We start from the raw sequence: 24254 nt of genomic DNA on the forward strand, positions 1-24254 counted from the left end.
GACGCTCCCTAGCCTGAGCCTGAAGCGGTCGGGCCACGTCGAAGAGACTTTGGGATTCGAGCACATGGATGGAGGAGTGCCCTACCCAGTTCGCGTAGGCGCGAGATTTGGGCGTGGCTCCATAAGTAGAGACGTGGGAAGCGTCCAATTCCCCCATGGAGAAACCAATTTAAGGGCATTCACTTGGGGCCCTTTCTGCCCTGCACAGTTATCTGGTCCGGATTAACCAATCTCCGATTAGCTGCGCAAAATTTGCTATCATTCTCAGTTGATCCCTTCGGGACACAGCATTTTAGACTCGCTCCGCCGCCAGGCAAAAAAACCGGAATTCGTCATTAGCAGCAGTCTGCTAAGATACGGACGTGAGCGCATGCGTGATGATTTAGCGGAAAAATCGGATGTGGTTAAACTGTCTCTTCGGTATTGAGTTGATGAGCTCGGCCCAAACCAAGCAGGACTAACTCCGGCACGGTTTCTTCGAATAACCCTGCGTCGGCAAACATTCGGGCAAAACCGCCGGTGCCGAGAATGTAGGGTTTCGAGGGAAAATTTTCCGTGGTGAGCAAATGCACCAGGTTGCGGATTGCGCCAACATGGCCGTGGTACAGACCGGATTGGATGCTTTCCGCCGTGCTGCGGCCGAGGACGGATTCGGGTTGGGTGATTTCCACGCGGGGTAACTTGGCGGTTTTGCTCGCAAGCATTTCTGCGGAGATGCCGACGCCGGGCATGATGACCCCGCCAAGGTAATCGCCGGAAGCGGTGATCACATCGAACGTTGTGGCGGTACCGCAATCGACCACAATCAAGTCGCGGTCAGGATGAAGGAAGCGAGCGCCGATGGCCCCGGCAATGCGGTCGCTCCCGACTTCCTGGGGATTGCGGTACTTGATTTTGAGTCCGGTTTTGACTCCGGCCTGAAGTACGAAGGGCGCGCCATTGAAATATTTTTCGCAGGCGCTGCGGAGCGCGTGGAGTGCGGCGGGAACCACTGAGCAGAGGGCGACCTGCTTGATCTCGGCGGGCTCGATGCCTTGGGCGCGGAGGACGGCGGTAAAGAAGACGCCGAGTTCGTCGGAAGAGCCGAGGGGGTGTGTGGATTTACGGAATTGAAACCGGAGATCGCCGTTTTGGAAGACGCCGCCGTGAATCTGAGTGTTGCCGGTGTCGAGACAGAGGAGCATAAATTAGGGCGCAGTTGAGAGAGGTGCCGGGGTAGTCAGGAGTTGTTCCAGCGCATGCGCGAGCGCGGTGCGAGTGGCGCAGCGCGAAACGAGGGTGTGCGGAGCGCGAAAGATTTTTGCCGGGAAAAGCTCGGCGTCCTGGCGTTCGGAGAGATCGTTTTGCACGACGTAGTCGACCGGGGCGTGTTCGAAGAGGTCGGCGACGGCGGTGGACGCGGACTTTTCGGAGGCATTGGTCGTGAGCTTGAACGCCACTACTTTCATTTCCGGGTGTTGGCTCCACCCACGGAGGGAATCGATCATCTTGGAGTTGGGCTTAAGGCGGATGACGGGATGGGCGGAGGAATCGAGTTTATGGTGGCGAGCGGTCGGCACACCGTGGAGTTCGACGGAGGCGACACTGAAGTCGCTGACGGCGGAAGCGTGGATGATCGCATCGAAGGACTCGGCTGCGAGGAGGGTTTTGAGCGTCGCTTCGAGGTCGCGGAAGGTCAGGTACGTTTCCTGCCGGCATGACTGATTGGCGGTGGCGGAATCGGTGGAGCGGACGAGCGTGACGTCGTGGCCGCAGCGGAGAAAATGTTCGGCGAGGCGAACGCCGGTTCGGCCGGTGCTGGTGTTGGTGAGAACGCGGACACCGTCGATGGGTTCGGAAGTACCGCCGCTGGTGATGAGAAGGCGGAGTTTGCGGGTGGGCTTCGCGACCGAAGCTTCGAGCGCGGCAACGACATCGGCGGGTTCCGCCATGCGGCCTTCCCCACTCTCCCCGCAGGCGGTGCGTCCGGTGCCGACACTGATAAAGCGGAGGCCCCATTCGGTTAGTTTCGAAACGGAAGCTTGGGTCGCAGGATGCGACCACATGGCGGGATTCATCGCCGGAGCCATGAGCCAGGGTTTGCTCCGATCGTGGGCAAGAAACAGGGCGCCAATCAGATCATCGGCAGCGCCAGCGGCGAGTCGGTTGAGCGTATGCGCGGTGGCAGGACAGACAATCACGAGATCGGCCCAACGCGTGAGTTGGATATGGTCCAAAGCTTGGCCAGCAGCCCAGAGGTCGGTGTGCACGGGTGAACCCGTGAGTCCTTCCAAGGTCGAGGCCCCCACGAAGCGCAAGGCGGCTTCACTGGCGACGATGCGCACCGTGTGGCCGGCTTGGACCAAACGAGAGATGGCGTCACAAGCTTTGTAGCAGGCGATTGAGCCCGTTAGAATGAACAGAATTTTAGAGCCGGACATTGTCGATGAGGCGGACGCCTTCGAATTTGATGGCCCCCAGCCGGATACCGGCTCGGTCGGTCACGTAGTCGACTTCGAAGCCGGTGGATTGCAGAGCGGATGCTGCGTGGTTGGCATCGGGCGATTCACGAAGGATACGGGAGAAGTTTGCGGCGTGGGCGCGCCCGGATGCGGAAAGCCGTTCGTTGCGGGAACTCAAGGCAAGTCCGCTGGGTTCGCGGATCGTGGGACAAGCGACGATTTCAGTGGGGAGAAAAAAGGCGGCGGCCATGTCGCGAACCAGCGCTAACTGCTGCCAGTCCTTCTCGCCAAAGTAGGCCCGATTGGCTTGCACCAAGTTGAGCAATTTCATGACGACAGTAAGTACGCCGTCGAAGTGGCCTGGACGATGCGCTCCTTCCAGTTCCGTAGAGAAACGGTTTTCGGTGACGCGGTAGCGATACCCGTCGGGGTAGAGTTCATCGTAAGTGGGGACGATGACGTCGGTGACCAGGCCTTCGGCGAGTTGGAGATCGGCTTCGAGAGTTTTCGGGTAATGTGCGAAATCGCTTTGGTCGTTAAATTGGGTCGGATTGACGAAGATACTGAGGACCACGCGGTCGTTTTCCGCCCACGCGCGCTCCAGCAAAGCGCGGTGCCCGGCGTGCAAGGCCCCCATCGTGGGAACGAAGCCAATCCAGACGCTGGGAAATTTGGCGCGAGCGGCCTGCCAACTGACGAGATTAGGGTGAATGGTCATGCAAGCACCTCGGCATCGGTGGGAAAGCGGGGCGTCCGCACGTCTTCGGCGTAACGGTTGAGTGCGGCGAGGATGTCGCCGTGCCCGTCCAGATAACGCCGGGCAAACTTGGGGAGAAAGCGGTCGTCCAGTCCGAGAAGATCGGTCAGGACGAGAATCTGGCCACTGGTGCCGGAGCCGGCGCCAATACCGATCGTGGGAATGGTGAGGCGGGTGGTGATCGAACTGGCGACATCGGCCGGCACGCACTCCAGCACGGTCGCGAATGCACCGAGGGATTCTAAACGGTGGGCATCGGTTTGGATTTTATCGGCCGCTTCTTCGGATCGGCCCTGGACGCGGTAACCTCCGAGTTGGTGCACCGATTGCGGCGTGAGGCCCAAGTGACCCATCACCGGAATACCGCCCTCGACGAGGTGCGTGATCACGTCTTCGTGACCGGAGACCCCTTCCAGCTTAATGGCGTTGGCTCCTGCCTGCATGAGCCGGCTGGCCGCTTCGGTGGCGACGTGCTTGCCCTGCCGGAAAGTGCCGAAGGGCATGTCCGCAACGATCAAGGTGTCGGGTGCACCGCGCCGCACGGAAGCGGTGTGGAGTTCCATCATCGGGAGGGTCGCCTCAACCGTGGAACTGAAGCCGTGCATCACCATGGCCACACTGTCGCCCACGAGAATCGCGTCTGCTTCGGAGACGGCGACGATCCGGGCCATGAGGGCATCGTAGGCGGTGACCATGACAATGGGCCGGTCCTCGCGGCGGGCGCGGGAAAAATCGAGAATGGTTTTCATGGGGTTAGCCTCCCGAGGGGAGCGAAACGCCGATGATAAACCGGAAGTGCTTGTCGCGGTGCGATCATGCCTTGGAATACTTAAACTGAGGTTGGACTGGAGGTGTCCGGTCGCGCACGAGTTCGCGCCAGACGCCTACCCTATCGTTGGGCTTTTGCAGGCCTGCAACCCTGAAAGGTGTCTTAGTTTTCTCGGAAAAAACGGCGAATTACGGCTTCGTATTCGCTTTGAATGCGGGTTTTCCCGCAGGGTGAATCGGGGAAAAAAAGCGCTGACATGTACCGTTAAACTGGTACCGTGGCTACCCCATGAGTAACAAAGCCACCGCCGAACTCCTCCTGAAAGGTAAGAAATCCTACGTCCGTGTGAAGAACCTGAAGCAAGCCACGGCGGTACGGGTGGCGGGCCACCGCTTAGGCGGCGTGCTTACGGTGTCCGAAGTGCAAGGCGGCTACAAGCTCGTGAAGTCGAAGGCCAAGGTGACCCATCGGCCGGTTAAGAAAGTGGTTTCCAATCGTGAACTGGCCGAGCAGGTGCTAAAGGGAAAGAAAGCTTTCATACGGGTTGCAAATTTGAAGGCGGCCACGGCGGTCCGGGTGGCGGCTCATCGCTTGGGGAAGGTGCTGACCGTGAAGAAGGACAAGCAAGGCTTGAAACTGGTGAAGTCCTCGTCGCGGGTGGCCCATCGAAAATAAGATTTAGTGGAACGTCGGATGGCCAACCGCGGCCCTACGCATACGTTTGCTAGTCCGATTCCAATGGAGACCAAGACCGACCCACCTTGACTTCAAGTCGTGCAGGAGGACGTAGCACGAGGGGGTGATCGGCTACACCGTTTTATCCCTAAAGGGCTCGAGCAACACTTTGTCCGGAACTCCACCCGGCCAGTCTCGGGTATTATCGAGAGCCAGAAGCTCAAAAAATCTCTCTGGAGCCTGCCAGAAGAATTCTCGCGAAATTGATCATTCGAGCGGTGTCCGGATTTTCCGGGCACCGGTTTTAGCAATCGTCAGGACTACCCGACCGCCAGCGCTCCTCGGTGGACTTCACGGGCACGGCGCCGATGAGAATACAAGGGAGCAAGTTTCTTCTCGGCGTTTACTCGGGTAAGTAATGCATCCCGCGAGACTCTCGCTTGGACAATGTCAGTGGTTTTGAGCGTCACGCGTACGCGCTCTTTAGTGTGCTCCGTCGGGTAATGCGTGTAGTGGCAAAACCAGATGCCGTTGTTGAGCCAGAGGTGGTGATTAGGATTGGCGGCCGCGAGCTGATCCAAATGAAGATTCGGCGGAGGGAGCATAAAGTTGTCGGTAGTAGGCGGCGATGAAACGGAAACGGGTGTCGATGTGCGTGCGCTGGAGGATCGAACTGATCTGATTCTTAATGGTCGGAGTGGATTTACCGAGCAGAGTGGCGATTTCCTTGCAGGAGAGACCTTCGACGACGTGCACGGCGACGAGCCGCTCCGCCGGGGTAAGTTGCGTGAGCAGAGGCACGGGGCGTTCGTCGACTTGGGAGGACATTGTTACCTCACTTGGTTGAAGTAGTCTTCGGCCGACATCAGGCGGCGCAGTGCAAGGGGGTCGCTGACTTTTAAAGTGAGCAGCCAGCCCTCGTCATAGGGTGAACGATTCACCGTTTCCGGGGTGGCTTCCACGAGTGGGTTCGCCGCGACCACCGTCCCGGTCATGGGGGCGTACACGTCGGAGGCGGCTTTGACTGACTCGATCACCCCGAAGGGTTGGTTCGCAGTCAGGACTGTGCCGGCTTTCGGCAATTGGACAAAGGTGATGTCCCCCAGTGAAGATTGGGCATAGTCCGTGATGCCGATGGTCACTGTCCCATCCGGATTCAATTTGCTCCATTCATGGGTGGGGGCGTATTTGAGGTCAGGAGGAATGTTCATGGGATTGCGACGAAGTTCCGAGTGCACTTCGGTAGATTGTTCGATGGCGAGCGCTAGGCGACCGTCTTGATCTCGGTGATGACGATCTTGCGGGCACCGGCGTGTTTCACGACCGCGATGGCCATGCAGCCGGTCGGTCCCGCCCTCGTGACGAGAACATCGTTGACGCCGGGGCGGGGAATCGGCGTGAGGGTCATGTGGAGTCCCGGCCCGGCCTCCGGTTTGAAAATTGCGCGCATCGTTTGGCTCATGAGTCAGTCGGAGGTTTGGGCTTGTTGAGTCGAGGCAGGCCTGAGCCGCGGGGACGGATCACCTTGAGGGGAGCAAGCGGGGTGGGCTTGAAGTACAGCAGACGACGACCATCACTCACGGCGCTGCCTTCGGGTAAGGTTTGCGTGCGGACGAGTTGGCGGGCCTTGCGCGCAAAATCCAGGTCAGGCGGACTCCCGCCTTCATGCTTAGCGCTCCCCACCGGTGAGGTATCGAAGATCCGACGGACATGCCGAACTGAGCCTTTTTCTACGACGAGGAAGAATTCGCCGGTGAATTCGAAGCAATAGGCCGTGTAGGTCCATTCGGCGGCGCCTCGCACCGCACCTCCATTCGGGAGTTTGCGCAGTTCCCCTTTGTTGAGCAGGGTGTCGAAACGTTGCTTGGCGTCGAGAGGCATGCGGCTCAGACCAACTCGAGTTTGTGCGCTTCCTTGACTTCGAAGCGGCCGGCGGCGCGGTTCTTCCGGAGCGTGTTGGCGGGACGCACGCGTCCGTGCATGGCGATATAGACGCCCGGCTTGAGGAAAGAGAACGCGGCCACTGCCGATCCGAAATTGAACAGCGCGTCGCTCTCGCGGAATCGCGCCGGCACCATCGAGCCGGTGATGACGATAATTTTGTCTTTCAGGCTACGCAGCGATCCGCCCGTCCGCGTCATCGTATCGGTGCCATGCGTCACCAAAATGCACTGCTCCGGCGCCGCCGCGATCTTCTCGCGCAAGAGCAGATGGTCGGCTTCGTCGAGTTCGCGACTATCTTTGGCGCAGAGCGCTTCGATCGAATAAACGAAATCTACATTGCCCCCCGATAAAAGTGCGCCCGCCTGCGGACTGCCCACCCCGAATTCTCTCGGGGTGTCGCAATAAATTTTGTCGATGGTGCCACTTGTGGTGAAGACGCGCAGGCGCATGAGCGGAATGAAGTCAAAGGGAGGAAGAGTTGACCCAATGCAGCCGCTGCCAGGAGCGATCATCCCGGCAGCGGCGCATTAACACACACAACTGACTACTACCGGTAATGGAGAACACCGGAACGAAGGAGCTGGATGTCAGGTCACTAATAGAGACGCACGAGTAGGAGATTTCCCCCACCTTCTGCTGCACACAGTGAGAAGAATTAAATGGGCTGAAGTGTGCGCAGGTTTCTAAATCGATGGGACGGTGACGAGTGAATGAAACTCGGCGCGACCTGATGACGCGGCCAGCCGGACGTTCTTCCGGAAAAGGGGTGTGCTAAAATAACGATCCGCCCGGTCACAGAGAAGCGTAACGACTCGCGCCGTCGGTCCGAGTAACCGGGCCGCTTCCAACGCGGCGGTAATGTTGGCGCCGGACGAGGTGCCGACAATCAGCCCGAATTCGGCCGCGAGTCGCTGCGCCATCTTCATGGCGTCGTCGCTCGTGACTTTAAACACGCCATCGAGGTCGAAGCCGCGCAGGAGATCCGGAATGAATCCATCCGCAATGCCTTCGATGTGGTGAGCTCCAGACGGCTCACCGAGGAGCAACGCCGCTTCGGCCGGTTCCACGGCGAATGACTTGGTCGCGGGATTGACGGTGCGGAGCGCGCGGGAGACGCCGACCAGTGTTCCACCGGTGCCATAACCGTTGAGGAACGCATCGATGCGACCGGGCACTTGCGCGATGATTTCCGGGCCGGTGATCGTTTCGTGGTCGTGGAGATTAAGCGGGTTCGCAAACTGGTTGGGGAGAAAATAGCGGGAATCAGCGGCGGCCATCTGCCGGGTAAGCGCGACGCCCACGGAGTAGTCATCCCCCGGAAAGGTAATCACCTTGGCTCCGAATTGCTCAATGAGTTGACGGCGTTCGCGAGAAGCCTTTTCAGAAATGACGATGGTCACGGAATACCCGCGCGCCGCACCCTGCATGGAAAGTGCGATGCCGGTGTTGCCGGACGAGCATTCCAAGATGTGCGAATCAGGATGCAGCAGGTTGCGGCGTTCAGCGTCGTCCAATACGCAGCGCGCGAAGCGGTCTTTGACCGAGCCGGAGGGATTGAGGAATTCGCACTTGGCGAAAATTTTCAGGCCCTCGCGAGAAAAATACAGAGGCAACAACGGGGTGTTGCCGACGGTGCTAACAATGGAAACAGAACGCTTTTGATCAAGAGCGCCCTCGAATGGTGCGAGTAAAGTGGGATGCATCGAAAATGGGCCGCATCCAAATCCCGAACCGTTTCAGCGGAAGACCGAACCCAGCCATAGTCGAGATATACTCCGTTCGAATGAGCGTGAGTGCTTCCGAAGCGACTGGCGCAAGTCAGCGCAGTGACTCAGCCAAGTCAGACTAGAGGTGTTCGGCATGTCTGCCCATTGCGCCGAATACCGGCCTTGGATCTCAACTCGCATCGCTACGCTCCATCTTGACCACAGAGGCACAGGGCTGGGCATTCCGGGTGAGCGAAATTCTGGTAACGAGGCAAAAAACGAGAAATCAGGGCGTGAGAAAATGCAGATAATAGATACCTGTCGATTTGAAGACTGGAAATGCGTTCGGCGAATCAGCGGGATTGCCATACGTAGCGATTGGCCGAAACTGTAACCGCGTTCCCTGATTATTAGTCCGGCCCATGTCGAAACTTAACTTCAGCCGAGAAGATTTCCGGCAGTCCTGCTTGGCGTTTGATGCCATCGGTGCGGCAGCAACGCTCGGTGACTCGGTTGCACCTGATGAGGAGCACGCTGCGGGCGCGGTCGATGCGTTCATCCGCTCGGGCTGTGCGGCTGTGCGGAGACCAGACCAAAAAATGCTTGCAGCTCGTGATAAGCTCGTAGCGCAAGTTCGCGCCTACGTAGCTGGAACTGCTGAAGTCCTCGCTAAGTTCGACGAACACGTGGCGAACGCGCGACTGGTTGAAACCTCGTTCCACGACATTGTGGCCACCCTCGACTCTTTCGAGATCGCAAAGCAGCCGGCACCTGAGCGGGTGTGGGCTTGCATCAAAATGGCGACCGACGAACTGAACGCAGCGATTCAGCTGCACGAGGAACAACAAAAAACGGGCGACGTCACCATCCTCAAAAATCCATCTATCGACGCCGGTGACGGAAGGACCGTCAGCCTCGACGCCGTCGTTTGGAGCCTCACACGCGGACTCGGGCAGAACCTGCAGATGTTGGGCTACAGTGAAAAATGGTTCGACACTAAAACGGGCGAACTCGTCATCCCCGTGCCGGTTGCGATCGATGATAATCTGGCTAGCCAGGCCGGTCTGCTCTTTGTCATGGAACTGGCGTGGACGGACCTTGTTGCAGGCTGGGATCGGGTTCGCTTGTTCGACAATGATGTCAAGCGCGAGCGGCGAGCGTTGCCGTTTGAAAACAGGCCGGGGCCGGTCGAGGTCGACGTCTTGGAATTCGGCATGCCCACTCGATGGGAGCTATTCGATGCAGTGGCGGTCAGCCGTCTCGAACAGAATCTGATGCAGCACCTCATGGATCTTGCGATTTACACCGACGCAAACGAGGCCATCAAATCACTAAGCGACAATGCGGTCGGTTTGCCTGGACCGGGGGCGTTCATTTCGCATGGCGAGTTGATAGCCTTTTATTTCTTCGAGCAGGTAATGTTTCTTCCCGTCCGTGAAAATAAAGATCACGCTGGCGGCCTGTCCCTGCGTCACTGGTTGCGTGGTTACGCATACCTAGCCGAACTGTGCCGCGACGAAGGAAATCCGGCGGTCGACGTAAAGTTTTACGCCCTGCTCGATCTTGTGACCGGCCTAATGCGGTGCGGATTTACGGATGCCGAGGCGAACATGTTTATTCGGCACGTCACCTACGGGCGAAAGTCTCGGGATCTGATGGACGACCCGCTCGTTCGCCTCTCCGATGATCGATTGTTCATGTTCGCTCCAGCTTTCCGCTCACCGATGTTAACGACAATCGTCATGTCCCGGCTCGGGCGTTTTTCTGTAGGCTTCGCGGACAAGGGCAAACGGTTCGAGGCCGCTGTGAAAAAACAATTCGAGGAAGCGGGCGTGCCTGCGAAGACTTTTAAATACAAAATCGAGGATGTGCAGTATGATTGTGACGTGGGGGTGCTGTGGGGACGAACGCTCTTCGTTTTCGAATGCAAGAACCATAGCCTCGCCTTCGGCCATCTACCGTCCCTTAGCGACTTCGTAGAAGAGTACTTCTACGCAGCACAGCAGGCCGCTCGCACCAAGGAGTTTTTGGAAGAAAATCCCGAGGTTGCGAAGCAGCATTTCGGCCACACGGCGGCGTGGGATCGGATCGTCGCGGTCGTCCTCTACGCCGCGCCTTGGAGCACAGGACGAATCCTCAAAGACCACGAATTGTATTCCTACGATGCGTCTGCGCTGGGGAAATTTCTTCGGGAGGGAAAAGTCTCGATTCAGACCCCGCGCCAGCACGGGAATGCCACTGTCGTTCGTCGGCACCAACACCAACTTTGGAAGGGCGACAAGCCGGACGAAGAAGATTTTCTGAAGCAACTGGGCGACCCCATTCAACTGCGGATGGAACGAGCGCCTCGAAAAATCGAGGCGTTGTTCCGGGAAACGGCCGAGTACAAGGGAGTCGTGCTTCCCTCGTGGAAGCTAGTCGGAGTAACACCAGCGGATACTCTGCGCGCCATGGGCATCGCGGAAGCAGAAGTGTCCAAAATCGTTAAGAGCTTCGAAGAATTCCACGCAGCGGCGGACGAATTCGACGCACGACAACGGAATAAAAACTAAAGACGCAGCGAGGCCAACGAACAATCAAACATGAACATTTTGGCGACCACCTACCAAACCGTCATCCCACCAGAGCCGGCGATGTCCTGGAAATCTTATGAGGCCATTATCAAAAGGGAGTGGAGCGATCTCTTCGCTAGAACTGACACCACCGAACGGGACTTTCAGGTTTTTTTCGAACAACATCCTTGCTGCTTGCCTGATATGGGCCGGTTTTTCCCCGGCGGCGGGCATGGTGCGTTTCCTGGTGCAGTCGTGTCGCAACCTGTATTGCACGGTTTCGCCAAGAAGGTGCCTGACTTCCTTTATATCGCCCGCGATAGCGCGTGTGTTTATACCGTGCTAGTCGAAATCGAGCACCCCTCAAAATCGTGGGCGACCGCTGGCGGTCAACCCTCTGCTGAATTCACGCAGGCAACCAACCAAATCACCGACTGGAAGAGCTGGTTCAGCGATCCGCTGAACACCGCGAAATTCAAGGAGGACTACGGCATTCCGCAAGAATGGCTGCGAAGTCGCGAATTTTCCCAGAAATACATTCTTGTTTACGGTCGCAGACAAGACCCTACCCTGACTGAAGCATTTAACAAAAAGCGAAAGCATCTGGAGCGAACCGATGAGGTGTATATGACTTACGATCGAATTCGTCCGAATCGCGATGCCGCGCAATATCTTTGCGTAACCCGGGATGCCGCGGGTTACCGCGCCCTGACCGTTCCACCCACCATTGAGCTGGGGCCATTCCTCGAACACGGAGTGAAAACCATCCGAGACAAGACCCAGGCTGTGGCGAACAATCCTTACCTCTCAACCGTGCGAAAAAAGTTCCTTGTCGACCGATGGCCCTATTGGGACAGCTGGGGCGGCGGAGGAATTTGCCATTCCGCCGATCGCGAGTAGACTCAAGCGATCCATCTTTTCCTCCCTCAGTAGCTAATGCCGACGCATTTGAGGTAGAGCGAAGTTGTTGATGGCATAGTCAGATCAAAATCACTGGCGTTGATTGTCCGGTGTGGTAAGAGCAAGGCATGTTGCTTCGTCGCGTTAAATTGCAGAATTTCGGTGCCTTTCACGGGACTTTTGATTTCGAACTGGAATCCGATGTCACCATCTTAACCGGAGCTAACGATGCTGGCAAAAGTTCACTCCTGCGAGGCATTGAACTCGCAGCATCCGACAAGCCGATGCAAGACAGTTGGGGGAACCACGAACGAAACGCGAGTTCAGCAATCCCAGCACAAAGCGATCCTTCAATCATGTCGGAAGCTCATTTTTTAATTCATGAAGGATCTGACCTTCAGGGCTCTCAAAATGTAGGAATCGAATCAGATGATTTCATTATTTTTCGCCGAACATTGAGTCGCGAAAATGCGCGCAATGACAGCGAAACGCATCTCAAAAAATATCCGCCGGGACATAGCTTTAATGCAAAGTTGCCCGCAGTAGTGGTGCCTAGTGCTGGCGAAAAATTTCTCGTCAATGATTCTATCGACCTGAGCAAGCCATCGCCCGCAGATAGCAATCTTCTGGCGCTCGCCTTCGATGGAAAATTTAATGCACGTCACGCAGCAGGGGCTACTCCGCTTGCTTGGCGTCGGCAGGTAGCGAATGCCTCGGACTTATTGAATGAAAAACTTGGAAGACTTCTGCCAAAGCAAGGCGGACTGAAATTTGATCTGGCTCATGACCTCGGGGGAAGCCGCGACAAACTCGGCGTCACCCTTCGTGACCAGCACGACGGAGTAACTCCTTTTGGCGACCGTGGCACCGGCGTACGCCGCATCATTTCGCTTCTCGCCGAACTCCTCACACTTCACAAAGGGGCTCATCACAAGATAATCCTCATAGATGAGCCTGAAAACTCTCTGCATGCCGACGCTCAGCACCTGATGCGCGAGTTTCTTTTTTCCCTTACGGCCGACAAGCGAACCCAGGTAGTCTATGCAACCCATTCGCCTTCCATGATCAATCCGTTGCGCGGTCAGCAACTTCGCCTATTGCGCCGCGAAAGGGTCGACGGTGTGGTTACCACAGTGCAGGTAAAGCGAGCAGACGAAGAAAACTTCCTGCAATTGCGAACAAGCCTCGGCCTGGCGGCAAGCGACTCGCTCCTGTATGCGCCGGTCACGGTGATCTGCGAAGGCTCGACCGAAGTGGGGAATTTTCCAAGATTTTTTGAAAAGCTGATTCGGTTCGACGCGTTGGGCGGCAAAGATGTCAGAAAGCTGCTGGGGCTCTGCACCTTTCTCGACGGGAATGGTGATAGTGTAGATTATTTCGCCCGCCTTGCAGCCAATCAAGGCGCGCGCCCGATTTTATTCTTGGACGGTGACAAAAGGCCTCCGGGTAAACAGCCACTAGATCGGGAAGGGGTGCCGACCATTTATCTTCCAAAAGGAAAAGAACTCGAAGATCTCGTCCCACCGAGCCGATACCTCCGTGCGCTCAGCGATCTTACCGGTGTGCAATTTGAAGGCGATCCTGTAGCAACTTTTCAAGCATGGGTAAGCGGCGCCCCGAATCGTGAGACCCCGGCATTTTCTAAGAAAGTGGAAATGTGGTTTCGTAGCCACTACCCCAACCGTTACCCACAAAAAAAGGCTCTAATGAAAAGAGCGCTTGAGATGTGCGAGGAAGGCGAAATCGAACCCACCCCATTTCGTCAGTTGCTGGAGCGAATCGAAGAGCAACTGGCTGGAACTTCTTTTAGCTAATAGTCCGTTTTTTTCGCTTAGAAACGAAACTTGGATCAAGAGATTCCATTCCTGTAAACCAGCGTCGAAGCGGCGCACACTTCACAGCGTGCGCTGCCGATACCGGGCACGCATTTTTCTCGGAGTCTTATCGACCGGGCAAACTGATTGTCGCGGAAAAAAGCGTCGCACCGATGCGCAACCCTATCGATTACTCCGCGCACATCGTCTACCCGGCGATCGTTACTAAATTTGGAGTCAAGAATCGGGGTGGATTGATTCGCGTGGAATATCCGTCGGGGACTATCGGCGAAGACAACTTGGCGCTGGAGGTCCTCACCAAGCCTTGGCCATTCGAGCAAACCCAGCGAAAAGCGTGAAACCCAGATCGCTTCTCGGGCGAATGGAGGCTTGCCCACGCCGACGTAGCCGCAAGCGCCTCAGGCGAACTTCACTTTCTTGACCGCCTCAACCGAATGAGAAGGGCGGATATGGCCGTAGGTCGCCATTGCGAGAACGCCGCCGTCAGCGTGGCCCAACCAAAGAGCGACTGTCGGAATATCCACGCCCGATTCGATGCAGGTGGTGGCGAAGAGGTGGCGGAGATCGTGGTGGGTCATGTGATGCACGCCGACCACTTGGCAGGCCCGCTTGAGGGAACCTGCGCATTCATCAGCAATGAAGACCCGGTCGCCAGGCTGCGCGTTGCGACGCTCCTTGATGCGTAGCGTGAGTGCACGAAACGCCTCGGTCATCGGGACAATACGTTCGCTCGCCACCGTCTTGTCGCCCAGAATCGTGCAGACGCCGCGCTCATAATCGAGGTGGGAGAAAATCATCTTGCGCGATTCTCCGAGGCGCATGCCCGAATACGCCAGACCCTCGACCAAATCGCCGGCCCGCCTCCCCCAGCCCGCACCGCTGCGCACGTTGAACACCATTTCGGCGAACTGCGACTTGTTCGGAAGGCGCAGGAGCTTTTTGGTCGGCCGCTTGCGCTTGAGATCGCGCGCCGCGTTGTGAAAGCAAATGCCGGCTTTGAGGCCGATGTCGAAAATCCGGCGGAAAAATGCGATGAGGGAATTGATCGTGGTCGGAGAATCGCCCGGCACCGTCAATCGCTTCGCACGCGGGGAGGTGTAGCGGCATGCGCCGTTTTCATAGCGCTGCATGAAGCGGTGAACTTCATCCGGGGTAATCCGGCGCAGCTGCATTTCAAAAATCTCGGGCCAGGTCCGCAGCAACGTCCGCTCGCGACGCATCCGAAAATCTTTAGCGGCGGGTTTCAGTCGCGGATTGGATTCCACTTCCGCCTTATAGATCGCGACCGCCTGTTCAAAAGTCAGCGTGGGCGGGAGGGTCGACGCCTTGGCGAGTGGAGCCGCTTTGCGAAACTCCGCCATCTTGTCCGCAAGCCGAAGCTTCGCGACGGTGAACGAGTTAGTGTCTAACGTGCGCCAAACGAGCTTACGGTTGACGCGAGCGCGGAGATAATAGCGGCCAGTTTCGACCGCCTTCACCAAGTTGGTGACCTGCGTGGATACGAATTTCATGCCTGTATAGTTTTTGAGTATAGGAGGAGTTCATTTTTACATTTAAACCTCGGCGGCATTTTGGTGCTCGGGGTGGGACTCGAACCCACACGCATTGCTGCACGAGCTTCTAAGACTCGCATGTCTGCCATTTCATCACCCGAGCGAAAAACGCCAAAAACCTAGATTTTCAGACAAGGAATGCGACGAAGAAAATTTCTCCACCGGAATCAATGTCACTTGCCGAAATTAAAATGAAAAAGAACGTTTCTCCTATCCAACAGGCACGGGCTTCTAAGACCCGCATGTCTGCCATTCCATCACCCGAGCTTGCTCATCAGCGCCCCCATCTCGGGATGATTCCGGCTTTAGGCAAGCGTGGTTTCACCATCGCAAGATCCACCCCTTGCCGCCTCGGTTCTCGCTTAGTTCGAGTCACCGACACCTGCGCGCTTTACGCATTAGAAATCCAGCCCAAAGAAAAACCTGACGCGATCGAGTTCGTTGGCCGCTTGCACGAAATCGATGCGGTATTCGTGGCGTAGCGCGAGGTAGAACAAATCGGTAATCGTCTTCTTCAGCTCCATTTCGTTCGAGAAACTGGTGCCCAACGTTCCTTCGAAGAAATAAGCCTTCGCGCTCTGCTTGAGCGAAAGTTTCCAAGGTAGTTGAAGCTCGTTTTCCACCAACAAAACCGGCGCGTTGAATTCAAGATCACCGTAGTGAAACACGTGCAGGTAAAGATACACCCAGTTCACCGAGACATTCGTCTTGTAGCGCGCGGTATCCAGCACCCGGTAGCCGAAACCCGCCTGCTGCTGCATGAGTCCGTAATTCAAACGCGAGCGGCCGACCGCCGCTGATTCGTCCGCGTTCAAATTTTGCCCGTCGTATTCGAATTCCGGGCGATACAAAAACAACCAGCGGGAACTGAGGTCGCGATCCCATTCGCCCTTGAGCGTCGCGCGCCGCTTATCGATCCGATCGGCTTTGTCCACGTATTGGTAACTGAAGTTCGTCAGGACCCGATTGCCGTCCAACCGAGGCCGCTCCGCTTTAAACGAAAAATCATAAGTCGATTCCCGCGACGCGCCTTCATGCCTTCGATCGACAAATCCCGCCAACGAAAACTTCCATGGCTCCAACCAGCGTCCGGAGGCAGGCTTCGGGCTCGCCACGGCCACCTGCGCGGCCGCCGCCCTTACTTTGCTTTCTTCCACCGCGGAAACTCCCGTCTCCGCCGGCACAAACTCCACCTTCTCCGCATCAAACAAAACCTGCCCGAAACGATCGGACATGAATACTCCCGGCGCGACTAGTTTCCCCGTCACGCGATTGCCGTCTTTGTAATCGAGAGTTCCTGTCACTGCTTCATCGGCAGCCATCATTACGACCGCTCCAAAGCAGAGCATGACGACATATTTAATCATCGCACCGCTCAACCCGCGCGCCGCGTCGCTGTCAACCACGCGCGTGCCGCGACCCACCCTCAACGCTTATCTCGCTTGCGCTCCGGCCGGATGCGTTCGCGGATTTTCTTTTTCTTTTTCGGAGCCGGCGAAATGCCCAACCGCGGATCGCCGGCCTTCACCAGCTTCACCAGCGCCCGCGCATCGCGCTCGAACGTCTCCGCGTCTTCGGATAAATACAGCCATTTCCCCAGCACCGGGTGCGGCGCCAGCGATGGGAACTCCGCGCGCAAACTTGGCTGGTGCTCATGAAAAGTGCACACCAACACGCCCTGCCACGGTTCGCCTTGCGTCGTCAGGAAAAGATAATGTTTCCCGTGCAACATAATCGTGCGGCCACCAAACCACGACTTGAGCACAAACGAGGGCTCGCCCGCCAACGGCTCCGCCAGCCAGGCAAGCGGATGCTCCGGCTTGGCGGCTTTTGCCCGGAAAATAGAATCGCGTTCTGATTTCATAGATTCGACGCCCGCACTTCGTCTCTCGTGGAAATCTGTGCGTCCAAAGCGGCTAGGCAAATCAACTTTTGCCAGTAATCCCGCGCGCGGAAGAACTTAATTTTTTCGCGGCTCTTTCTAAGGTCGCGCCTGTCTCCACGTTCTCCTGAAATACCCGCGCTTCCTCCCCACGCGCACCTTTCTTCTTTTTCGTATGAAACTCCGTTTGTGCACTCTCCTCAGCTGTCTGTATATCACTCAACTCGTCGCCGGCTCGCGTGACGCCCAGTGGAAAAAAGTCGACGAGGCCGTCGCGCAAAAACTTCCTCAAACCGCCATCACCGAACTTGAGGCGATCGCTGCCTCGGCCCTCGCCGACGGTCAGCACGCGGAAGCCACCAAAGCCATCGCCCGCCGCATCGTGTTGGCCGGCGGCATCCAAGGCGACAAGGCCGAGGAACGCATCGTCCGGCTCGAAGCCGAGATCGTCAAAGCTCCCGCTGCCCTGAAGCCGGTGATGGAGTCGCTGCTCGCGCATTGGTATTGGAATTATTTTCAGCAAAACCGCTGGCGCTTTCTCCAACGCACACAAGGCGCCGCGGGCGCCGGCTCCGACCTGAAGACCTGGGATCTCCCGCGCATCCTCGCGGAGATTGATCGGCATTTCACCGCCGCGCTCGCCGACGAAGCGACGCTGCGCAAAACCCCAGTCGCTGATCTGGACGCACTCTTGGAACGCGGCAACGTGCCCGATACTTACCGCCCTACGCTCTACGATTTTCTCGTCCACGAAGCCCTCCGCTTTTACCAGGCCGGCGAGCAAGGCGCCGTGCAAACCGAAGACGCTTTCGTGCTCACCGCCGACAGCCCGATTTTTTCTCCCGCGACCGAATTCCTCCAATGGAAGCCGGCCACCACGGACGACTCGTCGCCGTTGCTCAAAGCCATCGCGCTCTACCAACAACTGCTGCGCATTCACCAAAAAGACACCGACCGCTCCGCCTATCTCGACGCCGACCTCGCGCGCCTGAGCTTCGGTTTCAACTCCGCCGTCGGCGAAGAAAAAGCCGCGCGCTACAAAACCGCGCTCGAAGCGTTCATCAAGCGCGCCGCCAAACACGAACTCTCCGCGCACGCCACCGCACTGCTCGCGCAACAACTCCACATCGAGGGCGAATCCACCAAAGCTCACGATCTCGCTCGCCGCGCTAACAAAGCGTTTCCCGAAACCGCCGGCGGTGCGCGGTGCTTCAACCTCGTCCAGGAAATCGAAGCCAAGTCCGCGCGCGTCGACACCGAATTCGTGTGGAACGCACCTTGGCCCACCCTCGACGTCACCTATCGCAACGTCACGAAAATTTATTTCCGCGCGTTCGCCATTTCCTTCGAAGACACCCTCAAGGAAGCGCATCGCAATTACCGTTATCTGGATCAGGAAGCCGCGACGCGCCTGCTCGCCACCAAACCCGCGCTGGCTTGGAACGCCGATCTCCCGGCTACTGCCGATTTCAAGGAGCGCACCGAATCGCTGGCCGCGCCGACCACATTAAAGCCCGGTTACTACGCGATCATCGCCAGCCATCGCGCGGACTTTTCCGAAACAGTAAATCAACTCAGCGCCACTCCGGTGTGGGTCAGCAATCTGGCGTTGGTGATCCAATCCCGCCACGACGGCAAACCCGGCTCCGGTTTCATCCTACAAGCCGACCGCGGCGAACCGATCAGCGGCGCCTCGATCCGGGTGTGGACGCAAGACCGCAACGGCCGCTACAATTCCGGCGCTACCCTGAAGAGCGACGCGCAAGGCCGCTTCCCGTTTCCGTCTGTATCGGGGCAGTTGGTGTTACTCGCAGAACACAACGGTCACGCTGTTTCCACATCTCAGCCGATCTACACGTTCTACAACCAAAACCAGCGCGAGCGCGAAGAGCGTGTCCAGAAACGCACGCTGTTTTTCACCGACCGCGCGCTCTATCGTCCCGGCCAGATCATCAGCTACAAGGGCATCAGTTTCCGGCTGGATCAGAAGGGGCAAAACTATGCCACGCTCGCCCGCGAAAAAGCCGACGTCGTGTTCCTCGACGCGAATGGCCGCGAAGTCGCCCGCACTTCGCACGTCACGAATGACTACGGCTCATTCAGCGGCACGTTCACCGCGCCGCGTGCCGGCCTCAGCGGCAACATGTCGCTCAAAGTTGAAAACGGCCCCGAGGGCTACACGAGTTTCAACGTCGAGGAATACAAGCGCCCGAAGTTCGAAGTCGAAATCCCCGCGCCCGCTTCCGCCGCGAAACTGGATCAGCCCGTCACCCTCACTGGCAAAGCCAACGCCTACACCGGCTCCGCCATCGGCGGAGCCAAAGTGAAATGGCGCGTCGAGCGCGCTGTGCAACTGCCGCGCTGGTGCTGGTGGTGGCAACCGCCCGCCACGAAAGCCATCGCGCACGGCACCGCACTCACGGAAGACGATGGCACGTTCAAAATCGAATTTACCGCGACCGCCGATCAATCCGTCTCGCGCAAAACAGAACCGGTTTTCCGCTACACGATCCACGCCGACGTCACGGACCTAACCGGCGAAACGCGTTCCGCCGAGCGCACCGTCGCCGCCGGCTACACCGCGCTGCAAGCCTCGCTGGGAACCGCGGAGTGGCAGACACCCGACCGCGACGTCGAGTTTGCCGTCACCACGCAATCGCTCGACGGCGCGCCTCAAACCGCCAGCGGCACCCTCACCATTCACGCGCTCAAGCAACCCACCAAGGTGACGCGCCAACCGTTGCGGCCACTTTACCGCGGGCTCCAGCCCCGAGGCGGTGAGCCGTCCGTCGATCCGACCAATCCCGATTCATGGGAACTCGGCAGCGCGGTTACGAGTGTGCCGTTCACGACCGACGCCAGCGGCAGCGCAAAACCGAGCGTGCGCCTGAAAGCAGGTATCTACCGCGCCTCGCTGCAAACAAAAGATCGCTTCGGCCAACCCGTCACCAGCCAGCATACCGTTGAGGTAATCGACGCGAGCAATCCGCGCTACAGCGTGAAAAAAGCGGAGTTGTTCGCCATCAAATCTCCGTCAGTCGAACCCGGCGAAAAAATCACCGCGCTCTGGGGCACCGGCTACGATTCCGGTCGCGCCTTCGTTGAATTGGAGTGCGACGGCAAAGTGCTGCAAAGCTACTGGACCGACTCGAAACGCACCCAGCAGCTGATCGAACTCCCCATCACCGAACGCATGCGCGGCGGCGTGACGTTGCGCACGACCTTCATCCGCGAAAACCGCGCTTATTTAAACAATCACGTGATCGACGTGCCGTGGTCGAACAAGGATCTCTCCGTAAAATGGGAAAGCTTCCGCTCGAAAATTTTGCCCGGCCAAAAGGAAACGTGGACTGCGACCATCGAAGGCCACGACACCACCCGCTCCGTCGCCGAAATGGTCGCGACGCTCTACGACGCCTCGCTCGATCAATTTCGCACACACGATTTCTGGGCACGCTTCGATGGCTTTCGCAGCGAAGCATTCCAGATCAACCCGATCTTCCAAAACCAGCTCGTGTCGCTCGATCCCTACCAACTGACGTGGCAACCGGAGTCGCTCGCGGTGAATTGGGAATATCGTCATTTCCCGGAAGGATTGGCCGCACCCGGCTCGGATGACCGGATCGTGCTAGAAGCCTTTTCGGTATCGGCCGCGCCCGGTCGGGGATATTTGGGCGCCGCATCAATGGTTGGGGCACGCAACGCCAAAGTCGCCTTGCCCTCAGCCGAAACGTTCGAGGCTAACGACGCCGATACACCTGCGCTAGCAGGTCGCCTTCCGTCGCTGGAGAAACCCAACCTCGACCAAGTCACCGCGCGCAAAAACCTCAACGAAACCGCGTTCTTCTTCCCGCACCTCCTCGCCGACAAAGAGGGTCGCGTGAAACTCCAATTCACGATGCCCGAGGCGCTCACGCGGTGGAAATTTCTCGGCTTCGCCCACGACAAAAATCTCCGCGCCGGCTTGCTCACCGGCGAAACCGTCACCGCGAAAGACGTGATGGTGCAACCGAACCCGCCGCGTTTCGTGCGCGAAGGCGACGCGATCGAATTCACCGTCAAGGTTTCTAATCAAACCGATCAGCCGCAAACCGGCCAGGTCCGACTCACGTTCGCCGACGCCGCCACACTCGCCGCCGTCGATAACGCGCTCGCCAATCTGAAAACCGAGCAAGCATTCGACGTCCCCGCGAAACAATCGCGCACCTATTCATGGCGCATCGCCGTGCCGGACGGCATGGGTTTCCTCACCTACAAAGCCGTCGGCGCCACCGCCACCGCGAGCGACGGTGAGGAGGGTTTCCTGCCCGTCCTCAGCCGGCGTATCCTCGTCACCGAATCGCTGCCGCTACCGATCCGCGGACCCGCGACGCAGGAATTCGATTTCACGAAACTCCGTGAGTCCGCCTCGTCCGACACGCTCCGCCACCAGTCACTCACCGTGCAAATGGTCTCGCAGCCCGCATGGTATGCCGTGCTCGCCCTGCCCTACCTGATGGAATTTCCGCACGAGTGCAGCGAGCAACTCTTCAGCCGCCTCTACGCCAACGCCCTCGCGCGCCACGTCGCCAACTCCGATCCGAAAATCCGCCGCATTTTCGATCTCTGGAAAAACACGCCCGCGCTCGACAGCCCGCTCACGAAAAACGAAGACCTCAAATCCGTGTTGCTCGAAGAAACCCCGTGGCTCCGCCAAGCCACGCGCGAAAGCGAATCGCGCCGCCGCGTCGGCCTGCTCTTCGACGCCAATCGCCTCGACGAAGAAAGCGCCCGCATCCTCCAGCAACTCGCCGAACGCCAGCTCCCTGACGGACTCTGGGCATGGTTTCCGGGCGGCCGCTCCAACGAATACATCAGCCTCACCATCACGACCGGCCTCGGACGCCTCCGCCATCTCGGCGTCGAACTCGACCTGAGCGCCGCGATCAAGTCACTCGCCGGCCTCGATGCGTGGATGCAAGGCCGCTACAGGGAAATTCAAAAATCCAAGGAGCCCGAGAAATACGTCCCCGGCAACCTCGACGCGCTCTATCTCTACGGCCGCAGCTTTTTCCTGAAAGACCAGCCGATCGCGCCGGAGCATCAGCCCGCCGTGGATTTCTTTCTCGCCCAGTCCCGGAAATTTTGGACGCAACTCGACAGCCGCCAATCCGAGGCGCACCTCGCGCTCGCGCTGCAACGCTTTGGCGACCGCACCACGCCGCAAGCCATCGTGAAATCGCTCCGCGAACGCAGCCAGCACAGCGCCGAGTTCGGCATGTTCTGGCGCGATGCGCAGCCAAGTTGGTGGTGGTATCACGCGCCCATCGAAACGCAGGCCGTGATGATCGAAGTTTTCGCCGAAGTCGCCCGCGACGCGCAAGCCGCCGAGGACTGCAAAGTGTGGTTGTTGAAACAAAAACAAACCCAGGATTGGAAAACCACCAAGGCCACCGCTGACGCCACCTATGCGCTCCTGCTTCAGGGGAAAAATTTACTGAGCAGCGACGCGCTCGTCGAAGTCTCGCTCGGCGGCACGCCCGTCAAGCCGCAGAACATCGAGCCCGGCACCGGTTTCTACGAACAGAAGTTTATCCGCGACGAAATCAAACCTGAGATGGGCCGCGTCACCGTGAAAAAAATCGACCAAGGCGTCAGCTGGGGCAGCGCGCATTGGCAATACCTTGAAGACATCGCCAAGGTCACGCCGCACGAAGGCACGCCTCTCACCCTCAAGAAAGCGCTCTTCGTGAAACGCACGACGAAGCAAGGCCCTGTGCTCACACCGGTCAGCGGCCCAGTCGAAGTCGGCGACGAACTTGTCGTGCGCCTCGAACTCCGCACCGACCGCGACATGGAATACGTTCACCTCAAAGACCAGCGCGGCAGCGGCACCGAGCCGGTAAACGTGCTCAGCGGTTACCGATATCAAGACGGGCTCGGCTACTACGAAAGCACGCGCGACACCGCCTCGCACTTCTTCATCGATTACCTCCGCGCCGGCACCTACGTCTTCGAATACTCAACGCGCATCCAACTCAAAGGCCGTTACCAATCCGGCATCGCCGAAATCCAGTGCATGTATGCGCCGGAGTTTAACAGCCACTCCGGGAGCATCGCGATCGAAGTGAAGTGAACAAGGTGGGCGCCGGTCTCCGCACCGACGCCCTCTTCCCCAGTCGCCTCACACCGCCTCGCCCAACCGCTCACCCATTTTTGCATACACCTCGAGGCCATTCGCGCTTTGTGAAACCAGATCTGCGTCGAGCTTGATGCGGCCTTTCTCAAAAATCGTGACGACGCACGAGCCGCCAAACTTAAAGAAACCTTTCTCCTCCCCTTTCGCCACGGCGCGGCCGGGGATGAAACTCTGGAAAATCGTGCCCACCATCGTCGCGCCGATTTCGCAGACCGCGACTTTGCCGAACACCGGCGACTCCACGATCGTCACCATGCGTTTGTTTTCCCAGAGGTAGCCAAGATTTCGTCGCAACGCGATCGGCGACACGGAAAACAGCGCGCCATTGATCAACCGCGGCTCACCCGCAATGCCCGCCACCGGAAAATGAAACCGGTGATAATCTACCGGGCACAGGCGCGAGATCAGCAGCGAGCCACCGGCAAACTCCTTCGCCAGCGCTTCACTTCCAAGAAACTTCTCCAGCGAGAAAGTCTGGCCCTTCGCATAAAAGCTATCGGCCGCCTCAACATCCTGGAACGCCAGATGACGCCCATCCGCCGGTAGCGCCGCGACTCGTTCACCGGGCGCAATCGGCCGCGCGCCCGGCTTAAGCGCGCGAAAGAAGAACTCGTTAAAATTTTTAAATGAAATCGGCTTCTTCGCGAACTCGTCCTCGTTGAGATTATAGTCGATCACGAAAGGCAGCACTTTGCGCATGCTCGCCGAGTTGGACATTTTCCAACCGTAATAACGCGACACCCACGCGCGTTTCACCAGCGCCCAGAGAGAAAATTGCCCCACCGCATTCTCGTAAGTCCAGCGCAGCCATTTTTCGCCGTAAACCTGCTCGGTTTCGACGACTTGCTTTGCGCGATTGAAATAACGAATGGGCTCAGACGTAGGCATACCGAAACGATTTGGCCGAAACCCACGCGAGGCAAACGCAGAAATCCCCGCTGCGCGCGTCGGGAAATTTCGCAGCCCACACTTCAGCTCACGCGCCCCGCCTACGCAGAAACGCGTAGAGTGAGTCGCTTGACCCGCGCGCATCGCAAACGAAACGTGACGGACGAATTTAAT

General features: G+C 58.1%; 19 protein-coding genes and 1 tRNA gene. 5 read left to right on the forward strand and 15 right to left on the reverse strand.

What is annotated here, in order from left to right; translation table 11 throughout:
• Window positions 1-404: 404 nt before the first annotated feature.
• From ACRRQW_RS02935 to panB, 4 genes are read right to left on the reverse strand one after another with little or no spacing between them, the layout of a single operon-like run.
• Window positions 405-1184, reverse strand: a complete 780-nt coding sequence (locus ACRRQW_RS02935; protein WP_438479760.1) for a type III pantothenate kinase — start codon at window positions 1182-1184, stop codon at window positions 405-407.
• Between the two features lie 3 nt (window positions 1185-1187).
• Window positions 1188-2420 (reverse strand): bifunctional phosphopantothenoylcysteine decarboxylase/phosphopantothenate--cysteine ligase CoaBC, encoded by a 1233-nt coding sequence (gene coaBC, locus ACRRQW_RS02940; RefSeq protein ID WP_438479761.1) that lies wholly within the window; start codon window positions 2418-2420, stop codon window positions 1188-1190.
• Complete coding sequence (gene panC, locus ACRRQW_RS02945) at window positions 2407-3159, reverse strand: pantoate--beta-alanine ligase (RefSeq protein ID WP_438479762.1); 753 nt, start codon at window positions 3157-3159, stop codon at window positions 2407-2409. The genes coaBC and panC overlap by 14 nt, the downstream gene beginning before the upstream one ends.
• On the reverse strand, window positions 3156-3947 hold the full coding sequence (gene panB, locus ACRRQW_RS02950) for a 3-methyl-2-oxobutanoate hydroxymethyltransferase (RefSeq protein ID WP_438479763.1): 792 nt from the start codon (window positions 3945-3947) through the stop codon (window positions 3156-3158). Before panB ends, panC begins: the two co-directional genes overlap by 4 nt.
• A gap of 308 nt (window positions 3948-4255) precedes the next feature.
• On the opposite strand from panB, the gene ACRRQW_RS02955 reads away from it, so the two are divergent.
• Window positions 4256-4642: a hypothetical protein gene (locus ACRRQW_RS02955; protein WP_438479764.1), complete on the forward strand. Its 387-nt coding sequence runs from the start codon at window positions 4256-4258 to the stop codon at window positions 4640-4642.
• Between the two features lie 552 nt (window positions 4643-5194).
• On the opposite strand, the gene ACRRQW_RS02960 is transcribed toward ACRRQW_RS02955, so the two are convergent.
• The 6 genes from ACRRQW_RS02960 to ACRRQW_RS02985 all read right to left on the reverse strand — a co-directional run bounded on the left by ACRRQW_RS02960 (window position 5195) and on the right by ACRRQW_RS02985 (window position 8289).
• A complete protein-coding gene (locus ACRRQW_RS02960) occupies window positions 5195-5470 on the reverse strand; it encodes a helix-turn-helix transcriptional regulator (RefSeq protein ID WP_438479765.1) in 276 nt (91 codons plus the stop codon).
• A gap of 2 nt (window positions 5471-5472) precedes the next feature.
• Window positions 5473-5853, reverse strand: coding sequence for a glycine cleavage system protein GcvH (gcvH, locus tag ACRRQW_RS02965; protein ID WP_438479766.1), 381 nt, complete (start codon window positions 5851-5853; stop codon window positions 5473-5475).
• 53 nt (window positions 5854-5906) lie between these two features.
• Entirely contained in the window at window positions 5907-6104 is a 198-nt protein-coding gene (locus tag ACRRQW_RS02970; RefSeq protein WP_438482363.1) for a hypothetical protein, read from the reverse strand.
• Window positions 6101-6523 carry a hypothetical protein gene (locus ACRRQW_RS02975; protein ID WP_438479767.1) on the reverse strand — a complete coding sequence of 141 codons (423 nt, stop codon included), beginning with the start codon at window positions 6521-6523 and terminating at the stop codon, window positions 6101-6103. The genes ACRRQW_RS02970 and ACRRQW_RS02975 overlap by 4 nt, the downstream gene beginning before the upstream one ends.
• Window positions 6524-6528: 5 nt before the next feature.
• The gene (locus tag ACRRQW_RS02980) at window positions 6529-7035 is read right to left on the reverse strand and encodes an asparaginase domain-containing protein (RefSeq protein ID WP_438479768.1); all 507 of its coding nucleotides are present in this window, start codon (window positions 7033-7035) and stop codon (window positions 6529-6531) included.
• Between the two features lie 234 nt (window positions 7036-7269).
• Window positions 7270-8289 (reverse strand): PLP-dependent cysteine synthase family protein, encoded by a 1020-nt coding sequence (locus tag ACRRQW_RS02985; protein WP_438479769.1) that lies wholly within the window; start codon window positions 8287-8289, stop codon window positions 7270-7272.
• 425 nt (window positions 8290-8714) lie between these two features.
• Between ACRRQW_RS02985 and ACRRQW_RS02990 the strand changes: the two genes are divergently transcribed.
• The 3 genes from ACRRQW_RS02990 (at window position 8715) to ACRRQW_RS03000 (ending at window position 13558) form a co-directional block, all read left to right on the forward strand.
• On the forward strand, window positions 8715-10844 hold the full coding sequence (locus ACRRQW_RS02990; RefSeq protein ID WP_438479770.1) for a hypothetical protein: 2130 nt from the start codon (window positions 8715-8717) through the stop codon (window positions 10842-10844).
• Between the two features lie 30 nt (window positions 10845-10874).
• Complete coding sequence (locus ACRRQW_RS02995) at window positions 10875-11744, forward strand: Shedu anti-phage system protein SduA domain-containing protein (protein WP_438479771.1); 870 nt, start codon at window positions 10875-10877, stop codon at window positions 11742-11744.
• Window positions 11745-11872: 128 nt separating this feature from the next.
• Window positions 11873-13558, forward strand: coding sequence for an ATP-dependent nuclease (locus ACRRQW_RS03000; RefSeq protein WP_438479772.1), 1686 nt, complete (start codon window positions 11873-11875; stop codon window positions 13556-13558).
• A 419-nt stretch (window positions 13559-13977) separates the two neighbouring features.
• Here ACRRQW_RS03000 and ACRRQW_RS03005 read toward each other — a convergent pair whose 3' ends face one another.
• The 4 genes from ACRRQW_RS03005 to ACRRQW_RS03020 form a co-directional block, all read right to left on the reverse strand.
• Window positions 13978-15090 (reverse strand): tyrosine-type recombinase/integrase, encoded by a 1113-nt coding sequence (locus ACRRQW_RS03005; RefSeq protein WP_438479773.1) that lies wholly within the window; start codon window positions 15088-15090, stop codon window positions 13978-13980.
• A gap of 61 nt (window positions 15091-15151) precedes the next feature.
• A tRNA-Leu gene (locus ACRRQW_RS03010) sits at window positions 15152-15235 on the reverse strand.
• A 295-nt stretch (window positions 15236-15530) separates the two neighbouring features.
• Window positions 15531-16499 (reverse strand): DUF481 domain-containing protein, encoded by a 969-nt coding sequence (locus ACRRQW_RS03015; protein ID WP_438479774.1) that lies wholly within the window; start codon window positions 16497-16499, stop codon window positions 15531-15533.
• A gap of 59 nt (window positions 16500-16558) precedes the next feature.
• The gene (locus ACRRQW_RS03020) at window positions 16559-16996 is read right to left on the reverse strand and encodes a hypothetical protein (RefSeq protein ID WP_438479775.1); all 438 of its coding nucleotides are present in this window, start codon (window positions 16994-16996) and stop codon (window positions 16559-16561) included.
• 193 nt (window positions 16997-17189) lie between these two features.
• Here ACRRQW_RS03020 and ACRRQW_RS03025 point away from each other — a divergent pair, with 193 nt between their 5' ends.
• Window positions 17190-23129, forward strand: coding sequence for an alpha-2-macroglobulin family protein (locus ACRRQW_RS03025; RefSeq protein ID WP_438479776.1), 5940 nt, complete (start codon window positions 17190-17192; stop codon window positions 23127-23129).
• Window positions 23130-23177: 48 nt separating this feature from the next.
• On the opposite strand, the gene asd is transcribed toward ACRRQW_RS03025, so the two are convergent.
• Window positions 23178-24080: an archaetidylserine decarboxylase gene (asd, locus tag ACRRQW_RS03030; protein ID WP_438479777.1), complete on the reverse strand. Its 903-nt coding sequence runs from the start codon at window positions 24078-24080 to the stop codon at window positions 23178-23180.
• Between the last annotated feature and the right edge of the window lie 174 nt (window positions 24081-24254).

The organism is Oleiharenicola lentus (assembly GCF_051660365.1).
Classification (GTDB): domain Bacteria; phylum Verrucomicrobiota; class Verrucomicrobiia; order Opitutales; family Opitutaceae; genus Lacunisphaera; species Lacunisphaera lenta_A.